The organism is Knoellia pratensis (assembly GCF_042666395.1).
Lineage (GTDB): Bacteria > Actinomycetota > Actinomycetes > Actinomycetales > Dermatophilaceae > Knoellia > Knoellia pratensis.
The window spans coordinates 745,213-759,367 of record NZ_JBHTDJ010000003.1; the positions used below are offsets into that span (position 1 = coordinate 745,213).

A 14,155-nucleotide genomic window follows, 5' to 3' on the forward strand; every position below is an offset into this window, starting at 1 on the left:
GCTGTGTGTCACCGCACGAAAACGAGCCGGTATGCCGTGTGGCTCGCACACGGCATACCGGCTCGGCCTTTCCTGACCCACCGCAGGGAGCGGGGCCGGCCCCTGAGTCCAGCCTGCTCACCTGCGGTGGGAGGTCCTAGGAGATGTCCTGACGCGACATCCGCCATGCCCCGGCGATCGACATGGCGAGGGCATAGCCAGCGAGGATCAGGCCGGCGACCCACCACGTGAAGTACGGCTGCGGCCCTGAACTGCCGCCAGCCACCGGGTCGCTCTGGACGAGCATGGAGGCGGTGAGGTTGCCCGGGATGAACTTCGCCGCAGTGGTCCACTCGAGGACACCGAAGATGATGTTCAGGGCGATGTGTGCGACGAATCCGACACCCACCGCGAGGAGCACTGCGGCAATCTGGTTGCGCACGAGCATGCCGAAGCCGAAGCCAAGGAGGATCCACAGGATGAACGCGATGACGCCGACACCCAAGGAGCGCCAGACCTCGGGTTCGCCGAGCATCGTCGGCTGGTTCTTGACCAAGGTCAGGATGAGCGCCCCACCGAGGATGCTCGAGGCCGCGTGGATCACGGCGTAGACGGCGCCGATCACCGCGACGGCTGCGATCTTCGACAGGAGAACCACCGAGCGCTTCGGCGTGGCGAGCAAGGTCGACGAGATCGTTTTGTGGCGGTATTCGGACGTGATCAGTAGGACGCCGAGTGCCAGGGGCAACAGTGTCGTGAGGTTCTGGATGAGCCCGGCGTTGTAGATCAGCTGGGCGGTGCCGATGGTCATCGACCCGAACGGGTTGTTCCCGTCGTCCGGCCCGCCAGCACCTTCCACTCCGACCAGTGCGGCGAAGCCCGCGGAGATGAGGGCAGCAAGGATGGCGAGGCCTATGGCCAGACCCCACCAGAGGCGGGTGGTGAAGATCTTGCGGATCTCGGACTTGATGGCGTTGCCCATCAGAGGTTTGCCCCTTCCTGGCCGGTGACGGCATCGGCTTCGGCAGGGCTGGCAGTGCCGCCACCGAGGTTGCGGTTGGTGCCCTCGGTGAGCTCGAAGAAGAGCGCTTCGAGGTCGGCCTTGCGGTCGCGCAGCTCCCAGACGGGCAGGCCCGCTCGCAGGGCCACGTCACCGACGAGTCGCTTGTCGGTCGTCTCGACAATGAGTTCACCGTCGGTGCCGGGGGAGGCCATGACGTCGGCGACGCGCAGGGCGCCAGCGAGCTGTGAGGTGTCGGAGGTGCGCACGATCGTCGAGGGAGCGCCGCGCAGCTCTGACATGGCACCGGAGCGGACCATGCGGCCGTTGGCGATGATGACCACGTCGTCCACCGTGGCCTCCACCTCCTGGAGGAGGTGGCTGGAGACGAGGATCGTCTTGCCCTCGCTGCTCAGGTGGCGCAGGAAGCCGCGCAACCAACGGATGCCCTCGGGGTCGAGACCGTTGGACGGCTCGTCGAGGATGAGGACCCTCGGGTCACCGAGCAGCGCGGCCGCGAGACCGAGGCGCTGGCGCATGCCCATGGAGTACTCACCGGCGCGCTTGCGCGCAGCAGCGGGTATGCCGGTGAGGTCCAGGAGTTCGTCGACCCGGCTGACGGGCAGGCCGCCCGCGGCTGCAAGGACGCGCAGGTGGTCTCGACCGGTGCGGCCCGGGTGAAAGTTGGTCGCCTCGAGGGCTGAGCCGACGATCGACATCGGGTGATCGAGGTCGTGGTAGTTCTGGCCATCGATCGTCGCGCTGCCCGAGGTCGGATGGATGAGCCCCAGGAGCATGCGCAGGCTCGTGGTCTTGCCGGCGCCGTTGGGCCCGAGGAAGCCGGTGATCCGGCCGGGTTCGACCGCGAAGGACAACTGGTCGACGGCAGTGAAGGACCCGAAGGTCTTGGTGAGGTCACGCACCTCGATGCGTGCGCCGGTGGACGTGGACGTGGCGGTCATCGAGCGCCGCCCCCCAAATGCTGATGTTTGGCCATGGCGCCAAGTCTCGCAGGCTCACGTCGCGAGAGGGTCAACCGCGCGGTGGAGCGGAGGTCCACCCGAAGGATGACGTGCTCGACCGGCGATCGCGGTGCGCCGGGTGGCGGGGTCCCGTTGGCTGTCGTGAGGTCCGTAGGATGGATTCCACTATGACCGAGTGGTTACTCGTCCTCGCCGGCATTGCGCTGACGCTGGGGACCGCCCTGTTCGTTGCCGCCGAGTTCGCGCTGGTCGCACTCGATCGGCCCAGTGTCGAGAAGGCCGTCGAGCGCGGCGATGGGGGCGCCCGGTCCGTTCTCACGTCCCTGCGCTCCCTGTCGACGCAGCTCTCGGCCTCTCAGGTCGGCATCACGCTGACCACGCTGGTGCTCGGCTTCCTGGCCAACCCGTCGATCGGCAAACTGCTGCTCGGGCCGCTCGAGTCCCTGGGTCTGAGCGACTCCCTCGCCGAACGGGTGGCCTCCGTTCTCGCCATGGTCATCGCCACGATCTTCTCGATGATCGTCGGCGAGATGGTGCCCAAGACGCTCGCGATCTCGACGCCACTGGCCACGGCCAAATGGGTCGCCGGCCCGGTGCGGTGGTTCGCCCTCGCGTTCAAGCCCTTCATCCACGTCCTCAACGGCACGGCCAATGCCGCCCTGAGAGCCATGGGTGTCGAGCCGCAGGAGGAGCTCTCGGCCGCGCGCAGCCCTGCTGAGCTCGCTTCGCTCATCAGGACGTCCGCCGAGGCCGGGACGCTCGACCTGGGGACGGCCCGCCTCGTCACTGCCTCGCTCACCTTTGGTGCCCAGACCGCAGCCGACGTCATGACCCCGCGCTCGCGCGCAACCGCCATCGACCGGTCCGCCTCGGCCCGCGAATGCGTCGAGCTCGCGCGCCAGACCGGTCACTCCCGCTTCCCCGTCATCGACGACGACTGGGACGACGTCGACGGTGTGGTGCACGTCAAGAAGGCCATCGCCGTCCCCCACGAACGTCGCGACGACGTGCCCGTCTCCGCCCTCATGACACCACCGCTCGTCGTCCCCGAGACGATTCGCCTCGACCCGCTCCTCATCCACCTGCGCGACAGCGGTCAACAGTTCGCGATCGTCGTCGACGAGTACGGCGGCACATCCGGGGTCGTGACGCTCGAGGACCTCATCGAGGAGATCGTCGGCGAGGTCTCCGACGAGCACGACCGCAGCCAGACCACCGGCCGCCAGATGAAGGACGGATCCTGGACCGTCCCGGGTCTCTGGCGACCCGACGAGGTGCACAGGCGCACCGGCATCGAGATCCCCGAGGGGCCGGCATACGAAACGGTCGCCGGTTTCCTCATGTCCGAGCTCGGGCGGGTGCCCGAGGTCGGTGACGTCGTGGAGCTGCCCGGGTGGCGGATCACGGTCATCGACATGGAGGCGCGTCGGGTCGACCGCCTGCGCTTCACCCTCGTCGCGGTGGAGGGTGACGCCCCAACGGGCTCGCCCGACGCGGAAGAGGGGGCATCCGCATGAGTCTGGGAACCGTCCTCATCACCCTCGTCCTGCTGCTCGCCAACGCGTTCTTCGTCGGCGCCGAGTTCGCTGCGATGTCGGCCCGGCGCAGTCAGCTCGAACCCCTCGCCCAGGAAGGCAGCCGCCGCGCACGCACCGCGCTCGATGCCATGTCGCGCACCGGAATCCTTCTCGCGACGGCGCAACTGGGGATCACGGTGTGTTCCGTGTTGCTGGGTGCCGTCTCCGAGTCGGCGCTGCACCACGCGTTCGTCGGTCCGGTCGAAGCACTGGGAGCCCCCGAGGCCGCCGCCGACATCCTGGCGCTCGTCCTCGCCCTGCTCATCGTCGTGTTCCTGCACGTCGTCATCGGCGAGATGATCCCCAAGAACCTGTCGATCGCGACGCCCGAACGGGCAGCCATCGCACTGGTGCCCGCTCTCGTCGTCGTGTCCAAGGTCGTCAAGCCGATCATCAGCGCCATGGACTGGATCTCCAAGGTCCTCGTCCGCGCGCTCGGCGTGGACCCCAAGGACGAGCTCGCCTCGGCCTTCACCGCCGAGGAGGTCGCCCAGATCCTCTCCGAGTCGCACAAGGAGGGGCTCGTCGAAGCGGACCAGTACGGCCTGCTCGGGGCAGCGCTCGAGTTCAGCGACAAGGACGCCCGCGACGTCGGTGTGCCCCTGGGTGCACTCATCACCGTGGGCCTGGACGCCACCCCGGACAGCATCGAACGACTCGTGGCCCGACATGGGTACTCCCGTTTCCCGGTCGTCGATGCCGGAGGAGAGCTGTCCGGCTACCTCCACCTCAAGGACGTCCTGTTCGCCGACGAGGAGGAGCGCCTCCAGCCGGTGCCGGCCAAACGCATCCGCAAGATGGCCAACGTGCGACCTGGCGACGAGGTGGAATCCGTACTGGCCACGATGCAGCGGACGGGTTCGCACCTGGCGCGGGTCGTCGGCGACGACGGGGGAGTGATCGGCGTCGTGTTCCTTGAGGACGTGATCGAGGAGCTGGTCGGAGAGGTCACGGACTCGTCCCAGCGCCGCTGAGTCCCAGCGCGGCTGAGTTCGTCCGCTGCCGCCAGCTTCCGCTGCACCGTCGCCTGTCGGGCAGCGGGCCTTCGGCCCTGAACCTGTGCCCGACTGCGTCGTGCTGCCCCATGGTGCCCCCGTCGGCGCTCTCACTCCGTTCGAAGCGCCTGTTACTTCTGCCGTGGGCCCCAAACGACGAAAGACTTTGAACAACGCTTCGCGAAGTTCAAAGTCTTTCGTCGTTTTGGTGCCCCCGGCAGGATTCGAACCTGCGCCCCCGCCTCCGGAGGGCGGTGCTCTATCCCCTGAGCTACGGGGGCTCAACGGTCCGAATAGTGACTATTCGGGCTGTTCTGGGATGCTCAGGGAGGGTATCAGCCTAAAGTTCGGACCATGGAATCCATACCCGCAGTCGTGGCGATCACGCCCCGGCCGCTGGTCATGGTGTGCGACGACATCGACTCCATCCGAGCCATCATCCGGATCAACCTCGAGCTCGAGGGATTCGACGTCCTGGAGGCCGCTGACGGCCACGAGGCAATGAGTCACCTCATCGATCCGTCGGCCCGGGTGCCCGACGTCATCATCCTCGACGCGCAGACCCCCCGCCGTGACGGTTGGTGGGCGATTGCCGCGATCCGCGCGCATCCCCGCCTCGCCGGGGTCCCGACCGTTCTGGTCACAGCCTCAACCACTGAGCACGACCGCAGCGCCGCAGCGCTCGCTGGTTTCGACGCCTTCATCGGCAAACCCTTCGACCCGGTCGACCTGGTCGACGTCATCTCACGCCTCGCGGCCGACGGACGCCCGGAGATTCCGGCCCAATAGACTTCCCGGGTGACTCCCGAAGAACTCTCCTCCGCAATCCGGGCTGCCCTGCTCGAGGCCACTGCCGCCGGTGACTTCACCGCCGACGTCCCCGGAGAGGTGCGCGTGGAGCGACCCAAGAACCGCGACCACGGCGACTGGTCCACCAACATCGCCCTCCAGCTGGCCAAGGCCGCCGGTATGCCGCCGCGAGACCTCGCGACCCGCCTCGCCGAGCGCTTGACCGCGATCGACGGCATCTCGCAGGTCGACGTCGCCGGTCCGGGCTTCCTCAACATCACCCTTGATGCGGCGAGCGCTGGAGAGCTGGCGCGAAACATCGTCGAGAGCGGCACGGCATACGGAAAGAACGACTCCGAAGCCGGCCACACGATCAACCTCGAGTTCATCTCGGCCAACCCCACGGGGCCGTTGCACATCGGCCACACCCGCTGGGCTGCGCTGGGCGACTCGATGCGTCGCCTGCTGACCGCGTCGGGTGCCGACGTGACGGCGGAGTACTACATCAACGACGCCGGCGCCCAGATGGACAAGTTCGCCCTCAGCGTCTTGGCCAGTGCCAAGGGTCAGCCCACTCCCGAGGGCGGCTACCCGGGTGCCTACATCGGCGACCTCGCCAAGGGCGTCGTCGAGCAGCGCCCGGACGTGCTCGACCTGCCCGACGACGAGGCCATCGCGCTCGTCCGACCGCTCGCCTACACGGCGCAGCTCGCCGAGATCCAGCAGACGCTCGAGCGGTTCGGTGTGTTCTTCGACGTGTGGTTCTCCGAGCAGGAGCTCCACGACGGTGGCGCGGTCGAGAGCGCGGTCGAACGGCTCCGCGAGCAGGGCCACGTCGATGACAAGGACGGCGCGGTGTGGCTGCGCACGACCGACTTCACGGACGACAAGGACCGCGTCCTCATCCGCGCCGACGGCGTTCCGACCTACTTCGCGGCCGACGCTGCCTACTACCTGAGCAAGAAGGACCGCGGCTTCACCGAGAAGATCTATCTCCTTGGTGCCGACCACCACGGCTACATCGGCCGACTCAAGGCGATCGCGGCCTGCGCCGGCGACGACCCGGACGTCAACATCGACGTGCGCATCGGTCAGCTCGTCAACCTCAACGGCGCCAGGCTGTCCAAGCGGGCCGGCAACATCATCGAGCTCAATGACCTGCTCGACTGGATCGGCAAGGACGCCGTGCGCTACAACCTGGCTCGCTACCCGGCCGACAGCCCGCTGTCGCTCGACGGCGAAGAGCTGCGCAAGCAGACCAACGACAACCCCGTCTTCTACGTCCAGTACGCCCACGCCCGCACGGCCAACGTGTCCCGGCTCGCGGGGGAGGACGGCGTGAGCCGCGAGGGCGGGTTCGACCCGGGGCTGCTCACCGATGCCACCGAGGCGACCCTTCTCGCGATCCTCAGCGACTTCCCGCGGGTCGTCGCGCAGGCCGCCCACCTGCGGGAGCCGCACCGGGTGGCGCGCTACCTCGAGGATCTCGCCGGCCGCTACCACAAGTGGTACGACACCTGCCGGGTCCGGCCCATGAACGCCGACGAGGAGGTCACCGACCTCCACCGCACCCGGTTGTGGCTCAACGACGCCACCCGCCAGGTGCTCGCCAACGGCCTCGACCTGCTCGGCGTCAGCGCGCCCGAGCGCATGTGAGGGGCTGAACGATGCGTTCGCACGAGGCCGGTGCCCTCCACGCCGAAGGCTATGGCGGACCCCCGCTCTACCTGCCGTTCCCGACCGACGTCAACGCGCTGCTCCCGCAGCTCTGGGCAGATTCGGTATGCCGTGGCGACGAGGGCCGCTTGACCGTCGCCGGTCTCGACGTGGAGAGCATCGCGCGCGAGTTCGGCACGCCGGCCTACGTCGTTGACGAGGGTGACTTCCGGGCGCGGGCACGGTCGTTCCGCGACGACTTCGCGGCGCCCTTCGAGACCGTGTGCGGTGGCGCCGACATCTACTACGCAGGCAAGGCGTTCCTGTGCACCGCGGTTGCGAACTGGGTTGCGCAAGAGGGGCTTTCCCTCGATGTCTGCAGCGGCGGCGAGCTCGCCGTGGCCCGCCGCGCCGGGTTCCCGCCCGAGCGCATCGGCTTCCACGGCAACAACAAGTCACTGTCCGAGATCCGCCACGCGCTCGACTACGGCGTGGGACGGATCGTCGTCGACTCGTTCATCGAGATCGAGCGCGTGGCTTCAGTCGCCGCCGACCTCGGCGTCGTCGCACCGGTGATGATCCGCGTGACCGTCGGCGTCGAGGCCCACACCCACGAGTTCATCGCCACCGGGCACGAGGACCAGAAGTTCGGCTTCAGCCTCTCCGGCGGGCAGGCGCTCGACGCGGCCAAGGCCGTCCTGGCCCACGACACCCTCGACCTGCGCGGACTGCACTCGCACATCGGCAGCCAGATCTTCGACACGGGCGGCTTCGAGATGAGTGCGCGTCGCCTTGTGGGACTGCACGCGCAGATCGCCAACGAGCTGGGTCACCACAGCCCCGAGATCGACCTCGGCGGCGGGTTCGGCATGGCCTACACGTCGCAGCACACGCCGCTGCAGCCCGGGGAACTCGGTGAGCAGCTGGCCAACATCGTGGGCCGCGAGTTCAAGGCGATTCTGGGAACACGAGACGGTGACGTGGTTGTGCCTCGGGTCTCGATCGAGCCGGGCCGCGCCATCGTCGGGCCGTCGACCTTCACGCTCTATGAGGTGGGCACGGTCAAGCCGGTCGAGCTCGGCGACCACCACTCCCGTGTCTATGTCTCCGTCGACGGCGGCATGAGTGACAACGTGCGGCCCGCGCTCTACGAGGCCGACTACTCGTGCACGTTGGCCAACCGCAGCTCCGATGCCGAACCGATGCTGGCCCGCGTCGTCGGCAAGCACTGCGAGAGTGGCGACATCGTCGTCCAGGACGAGTGGCTCCCCGCAGACACCCAGCCCGGTGACCTCATCGCCGTGCCGGGCACCGGTGCCTACTGCCGCGCGCTCTCCAGCCAGTACAACCACACTCCGCGGCCGCCGGTGCTCGCGGTCCGAGACGGCAAGGCACGGGTCATCGTGCGCCGTGAGACCATCGACGACCTGCTTGCTCTCGACGTCGGGAGCAGTGATGACGCAGCGCTATGAACACTTCGCCGCGGCATGAACCCGTGACGCCTGAGGAGAACCCCGCCGAAATGGCATCCCCCACCGTTGATCTGCCGATCCTCAAGGTCGCCCTGCTCGGTTGTGGAGTCGTGGGCTCCTCCGTCGCGAGGATGCTCGTCGACAACGCCGATGACCTGGCTTCGCGCGTCGGCGCCCGGCTCGAGCTCATCGGCATCGCCGTGCGTCGTCCCGACCGTGCGCGTCCCGATGTTCCTGTTGACCCCTCACTCTTCACGGCGGATGCGGACACCCTCGTGCGCAGCGCCGACATCGTCATCGAGGTCATCGGCGGCATCGACCCGGCCCGCGAGCTCATCCTCACGGCGATGCAGCACGGAGCCTCGGTGGTCACCGCCAACAAGGCGCTGCTCGCCGAGGACGGGCCGACTCTGTATGCCGCCGCGGGCGAGCACGGAGTCGACCTCTACTACGAGGCCGCCGTTGCCGGCGCCATCCCGATCGTGCGCCCGATGCGCGAGTCCCTCGTCGGTGACGACGTGCAGCGCATCCTCGGCATCGTCAACGGCACGACGAACTTCGTTCTCGACAAGATGGATTCGACCGGCGCCGGCTTCGCCGAGACCGTCGAGCAGGCCCAGTCGCTCGGTTATGCGGAGGCCGACCCGACCGCCGACGTCGAGGGCTTCGACGCAGCCGCCAAGGCGGCGATCCTCGCATCGTTGGCGTTCCACACCCGCGTCTCCATCGATGACGTGCACCGCGAGGGGATCACCGAGGTGACCGCCGCGGACATCCAGGCGGCCCGTGACATGGATGCCGTCGTCAAGCTGCTCGCGATCTGCGAACTCGTCCGCGACGAGTCCGGCGCCCCCAGCGGCGTGAGCGTGCGGGTGCACCCGGCCATGATTGCCCGCAGCCACCCACTGGGCTCGGTGCGTGATGCCTACAACGCGGTTTTCGTCGAGGCCACGGCCGCGGGCGAGCTCATGTTCTACGGCAAGGGTGCCGGTGGCGACCCGACGTCGTCGGCCGTCCTCGGAGACGTCGTCGCGGTGGCCCGCCACCGCCTCGCCGGAGGGCACGGCCCGACCGAGTCGGCCTACGCCGACCTGCCCGTCGTCGACATGGGTCAGGCGACCACGAGGTATCACATCAGCCTCGCCGTGGCCGACCGCCCGGGTGTCCTCGCGCAGGTGGCATCAGCGTTCGCGGAGCACGGGGTGTCGATCGAGACGGTCCGTCAGCGGGTGCTGGGTGAAGGCGACGAGCGCGCCTCGCTCGTCATCGTCACCCACCGGGCGACCGACTCGGCCCTGGCCGCGACGGTCGATGCACTGACCGGCCTCGACACCGTCGACGCCGTCGTCTCCTGGATGAGAGTGGAAGGGGCCTGACGTGGCACACCAGTGGCGCGGAGTCATCCGTGAGTATGCCGACCGCCTGCCGATGCTGGCCGGCTCGCCTGTCGTGACCCTGCACGAGGGCGGCACGCCGCTCATCCAGGCCGAGCACCTGTCCGAGCTCGTCGGTGCCAACGTCCTCGTCAAGTACGAAGGCCTCAACCCGACCGGGTCCTTCAAGGACCGCGGGATGACCACCGCGATCTCCTATGCCAAGGGTCGTGGCGCGAAGGCTGTCATCTGCGCGAGCACGGGCAACACGAGCGCTTCGGCCGCGGCATACGCGACGAAGGCCGGCATGACCTGCGCCGTCCTCGTCCCCGAGGGCAAGATCGCCATGGGAAAGCTCAGCCAGGCGATCGCCCACGGCGCCACCCTGATCCAGGTCGACGGCAACTTCGACAACTGCCTCACCGTGGCCCGCAAACTCGCCGAGGTGCATCCCGTCGAACTCGTGAACTCGGTCAACCCGGCGCGCATCGAGGGGCAGAAGACCGCGGCCTTCGAGATCGTCGATGCCTTGGGCGACGCCCCGAACATCCACATCCTCCCGGTCGGCAACGCCGGCAACATCACCGCATACTGGCGCGGCTACAGCGAGTACGCCGCGGACGCCGAGGGCCTGCCCGCAGTGTCGACCCGCACTCCGCAGATGTGGGGCTTCCAGGCAGCCGGGGCTGCTCCACTCGTCCTCGGCCACCCGATCGACAACCCAGAGACCATCGCCACCGCGATTCGCATCGGCAACCCTGCTTCCTGGCGCCAGGCCGAAGAGGCGCGCGACCAGTCCGGTGGCCGCATCGAGTCCGTCACCGATGAGCAGATCCTCGCCGCACACCGGCTGCTGTCCTCGACCGAAGGCATCTTCGTCGAGCCCGGCTCGGCTGCGAGCATCGCCGGCCTGATGCAGGCGAGCGAGCGAGGTCAGGTCCCGCGCGACGCGACCATCGTCTGCACCGTGACCGGCCATGGCCTCAAGGACCCCCAGTGGGCGCTGCGCACCGCTGACGGTTCCGAGATCGTGCCGGTCAAGGTCCATGCCGAGGCCCAGGCTGTCGCCGAGGTTCTCGGCTTCGAGAGCTGATCGTGGGGCGGTGGGAGCCCGGCACCTCCGTGGCCGTGGCGGTGCCCGCGAGCAGTGCCAATCTCGGCCCGGGCTTTGACTCCATCGGAGTCGCTCTCGGTGTCTGGGACCGGTGTCGCGCAACGGTTCTCGCACACTCGGGACTCGAGATCGCGGTGGCGGGGGAGGGCTCCGGAGCAGTCCCGACCGACGCCTCCCACCTCGTCTTCCGCAGCTTCGTGCGCGCCTTTGAGTCCTTCGGGGAGCAGCCCCCTCCGGGCCTGCGACTCGAGTGCGACAACGCCGTGCCCCACGGCCGTGGGATGGGTTCGTCGGCTACCGCGATCGTCACCGGCATCGTCCTCGCACACGCCCTCCGCGCGGCACGTGAGGGCCAGCCCGGCGCCGACCTCGACCTCGCCGTGGTGAACGATCTCGCGGCACGACTTGAGGGGCACCCCGACAACTCGTCCGCGAGTGTCTTCGGTGGCGTGACGCTCTCATGGTCCGACGACGCCGACAAGGGGACCGCGACCCTTCGGCTCGTCGCCCACCCCGACATCGTCCCCGTCGTCTTCACTCCCCAGACCCAACTGTCCACGGCCACGGCGCGAGCAGTGCTGCCCGCTCAGGTGCGACTGGCCGATGCGGCTGCCAACTCCGCCCGTGCGGCGCTCCTCATCCACGCCATCACCAGTGCGCCCGAGTACCTCCTCGACGGCACGCGGGAGTGGTTGCACCAGGAGCCCCGTCGCCCGGCCTACCCCGCCTCGATGGAACTAGTGGACCAGCTCCGTGCTGCGGGTCATGCGGCGGTCATCTCCGGGGCCGGCCCGTCCGTCCTCGTCCTCGCCACCTCGGCCACGGCGCCAGCGGTGAGCGAAGCGGGAGGTGACGGGTGGCAGATCCTGCTGCCCGGCATACCGGATCGTGGTGCGCAGGTCGACGACTCCTGAGCGCGTCGAAGCGGGCGTCGCGGGGGCTGTCGCGCGGTTCAGGGTGTTAGTGTGGAGGCGCGGTCGTAGTTGATGCCGGGGAAGCGTTCTGCTCAACCGATGCCTACCGCGATACGCACCCTTCACTGTTGGGCTGGTCGTGCTGAGTCACGCGCCGGAATTCGGCAGCCCCGTGGATCAATCCGCCAGACTTCTGGCACCCACTTTCGGCCCCGCCCCTTTCGGGCACGGGGCCCACTGACGAGGGGAAGGATCCTTCGTGACAGACACCACCACCCTTGAGGCATCCGCGGCATCCGGGCAGAGCCCGCGCCGATCGGGCTCGCTGACGGCCATGCGCCTCGCCGAGCTCCAGGGTCTTGCTTCGAGCATGGGCATCTCCGGCACCGCCAAGATGCGCAAGGGCGACCTGGTCGCCGCCATCAAGTCCCGGCAGAACGGCGACAGCGGTCCCGCTGCGACGTCCTCCGCGACGTCCTCCGCGACGTCCTCCGCTCCGGCGCAGGGTCGATCGCGTCGCGCCTCCTCGTCGGGTCAGGTGACCCCGAAGTCCGACACCCCGAAGGCGTCGACCGAGTCGGCCACGTCTGGCGAGGACAATCCCGAGCGCACCGAGCGCACCGAGCGCACCGAGCGCACCGAGCGCACGGACCGCGACGACCGTTCGGACCGCGCCGACCGCATTGAGCGCGCCGAATCTGCCGACGCCCCCGCCGAGGCCCGCAACGGCCAGAACCGCGAGGTTCGTGAGCAGCGCGACGGCAACCGTGAGCAGCGCGACGGCAACCGCGAGCAGCGCGACGGCAACCGCGAGCAGCGCGACGGCAACCGCGAGCAGCGCGACCGCACCAACGACCGCGCCGACCGCAACCAGGGCCAGGACGGCAAGCAGCAGGGTCAGGACCAGGGCCCGAACCAGGTCGGCCAGGACCAGGGCAACGATGACGACGAGACCGGCCGCAGTGGCCGTCGTCGCCGCAACCGCAACCGCAGCCGCGACCGCGACCGCGACAAGCGTCGCCCGGTCACCGCTGCTGGCGAGTCTCAGGTCGAGAACGAGCCGCAGCTCACCGAGGACGACGTCCTCGTCCCCGTGGCCGGCATCCTCGACATCCTCGACAACTATGCGTTCGTGCGGACCTCGGGCTACCTCCCGGGCAACAACGACGTCTACGTGCCGCTCGGCATGGTCAAGCGCCACAACCTGCGCAAGGGCGACGCCGTCGTCGGGGCCACCAAGGCGCCGCGTGATGGTGAGGACCCGCAGCAGCAGACCGTGGGGACGCGCAACAACCGGGCGAAGTACACCCCGCTCGCACGTCTCGACACCGTCAACGGCCAGAACCCCGACGACGCCCGCACCCGGGTCGAGTTCGGCAAGCTCACGCCGCTCTACCCGCAGGACCGCCTCCGTCTCGAGACCGAGCCGGGCATCCTGACGACCCGAATCATCGACCTGGTCGCCCCCATCGGCAAGGGCCAGCGCGGCCTCATCGTCGCGCCCGCCAAGGCCGGCAAGACCATGGTCATGCAGGCCATCGCCAACGCCATCACGACGAACAACCCCGAGGTTCACCTCATGGTCGTCCTCGTCGATGAGCGGCCCGAAGAGGTCACCGACATGCAGCGCGCGGTCAAGGGTGAGGTCATTGCCTCGACCTTCGACCGTCCTGCCGAGGACCACACCACCGTCGCCGAGCTCGCGATCGAGCGCGCCAAGCGCCTCGTCGAGATGGGTCACGACGTCGTCGTGCTCCTCGACTCGATCACCAAGCTGGGTCGCGCCTACAACCTCGCCGCTCCGGCGAGTGGCCGCATCCTCTCCGGTGGTGTCGACTCCGCTGCGCTCTACCCGCCGAAGAAGTTCTTCGGCGCGGCACGCAACATCGAGGACGGCGGCTCGCTCACCATCCTCGCCACGGCCCTCGTCGAGACCGGCTCGCGCATGGACGAGGTGATCTTCGAGGAGTTCAAGGGCACCGGCAACATGGAGCTCAAGCTCGACCGTGGCCTGTCCAACCGCCGCATCTTCCCGGCCGTCGACATCAACAACTCGGGCACGCGTCGCGAAGAGATCCTTCTCGCGCCGGAAGAGCTCAAGATCATGTGGAAGCTGCGTCGCGTGCTGTCCGGGCTCGACAGCCAGCAGGCCATCGAGCTCCTGCTCGACCGGCTCCGCAAGAGCAAGACGAACTACGAGTTCCTCAAGCAGGTCCAGCAGAACAGCTCGATCAGGCTCGAGGACGACGACAGCGACAACTGACAGCCGTCCTCACCTGCGAAGCGGTCTTCCCCTTGGGGAG

At 68.5% G+C, this 14,155-nt stretch carries 11 protein-coding genes and 1 tRNA gene; 9 read left to right on the forward strand and 3 right to left on the reverse strand.

Translation table 11 applies throughout. The features are described 5' to 3' along the window. Positions 1-136 precede the first annotated feature (136 nt). Both ACFQRE_RS13485 and ACFQRE_RS13490 read right to left on the reverse strand, forming a co-directional pair. Positions 137-961: an ABC transporter permease subunit gene (locus ACFQRE_RS13485; protein ID WP_380123131.1), complete on the reverse strand. Its 825-nt coding sequence runs from the start codon at positions 959-961 to the stop codon at positions 137-139. Continuing rightward, positions 961-1,941 (reverse strand): ABC transporter ATP-binding protein, encoded by a 981-nt coding sequence (locus ACFQRE_RS13490; RefSeq protein WP_380123133.1) that lies wholly within the window; start codon positions 1,939-1,941, stop codon positions 961-963. The genes ACFQRE_RS13485 and ACFQRE_RS13490 overlap by 1 nt, the downstream gene beginning before the upstream one ends. 188 nt (positions 1,942-2,129) lie before the next feature. Here ACFQRE_RS13490 and ACFQRE_RS13495 point away from each other — a divergent pair, with 188 nt between their 5' ends. Together ACFQRE_RS13495 and ACFQRE_RS13500 are read left to right on the forward strand one after the other, a co-directional pair. After that, positions 2,130-3,479 (forward strand): hemolysin family protein, encoded by a 1,350-nt coding sequence (locus ACFQRE_RS13495; protein ID WP_380123135.1) that lies wholly within the window; start codon positions 2,130-2,132, stop codon positions 3,477-3,479. Further along, complete coding sequence (locus tag ACFQRE_RS13500; RefSeq protein ID WP_380123137.1) at positions 3,476-4,513, forward strand: hemolysin family protein; 1,038 nt, start codon at positions 3,476-3,478, stop codon at positions 4,511-4,513. The genes ACFQRE_RS13495 and ACFQRE_RS13500 overlap by 4 nt, the downstream gene beginning before the upstream one ends. 227 nt (positions 4,514-4,740) lie before the next feature. On the opposite strand, the gene ACFQRE_RS13505 is transcribed toward ACFQRE_RS13500, so the two are convergent. Then, positions 4,741-4,815: transfer RNA gene (locus ACFQRE_RS13505), tRNA-Arg, on the reverse strand. Positions 4,816-4,888: 73 nt separating this feature from the next. Between ACFQRE_RS13505 and ACFQRE_RS13510 the strand changes: the two genes are divergently transcribed. The 7 genes from ACFQRE_RS13510 (at position 4,889) to rho (ending at position 14,115) form a co-directional block, all read left to right on the forward strand. After that, the gene (locus tag ACFQRE_RS13510) at positions 4,889-5,323 is read left to right on the forward strand and encodes a response regulator (protein WP_380123139.1); all 435 of its coding nucleotides are present in this window, start codon (positions 4,889-4,891) and stop codon (positions 5,321-5,323) included. Positions 5,324-5,332: 9 nt separating this feature from the next. Continuing rightward, positions 5,333-6,979 carry an arginine--tRNA ligase gene (gene argS / locus ACFQRE_RS13515; RefSeq protein ID WP_380123141.1) on the forward strand — a complete coding sequence of 549 codons (1,647 nt, stop codon included), beginning with the start codon at positions 5,333-5,335 and terminating at the stop codon, positions 6,977-6,979. An 11-nt stretch (positions 6,980-6,990) separates the two neighbouring features. Further along, on the forward strand, positions 6,991-8,451 hold the full coding sequence (gene lysA, locus ACFQRE_RS13520) for a diaminopimelate decarboxylase (protein ID WP_380123143.1): 1,461 nt from the start codon (positions 6,991-6,993) through the stop codon (positions 8,449-8,451). Positions 8,452-8,501: 50 nt separating this feature from the next. After that, positions 8,502-9,827, forward strand: coding sequence for a homoserine dehydrogenase (locus ACFQRE_RS13525; RefSeq protein ID WP_380123145.1), 1,326 nt, complete (start codon positions 8,502-8,504; stop codon positions 9,825-9,827). A 1-nt stretch (position 9,828) separates the two neighbouring features. Beyond that, positions 9,829-10,917, forward strand: a complete 1,089-nt coding sequence (thrC, locus tag ACFQRE_RS13530) for a threonine synthase (protein WP_380123147.1) — start codon at positions 9,829-9,831, stop codon at positions 10,915-10,917. Positions 10,918-10,919: 2 nt separating this feature from the next. Continuing rightward, complete coding sequence (gene thrB / locus ACFQRE_RS13535; protein WP_380123149.1) at positions 10,920-11,852, forward strand: homoserine kinase; 933 nt, start codon at positions 10,920-10,922, stop codon at positions 11,850-11,852. A 259-nt stretch (positions 11,853-12,111) separates the two neighbouring features. After that, complete coding sequence (gene rho, locus ACFQRE_RS13540; RefSeq protein ID WP_380123152.1) at positions 12,112-14,115, forward strand: transcription termination factor Rho; 2,004 nt, start codon at positions 12,112-12,114, stop codon at positions 14,113-14,115. Positions 14,116-14,155 lie beyond the last annotated feature (40 nt).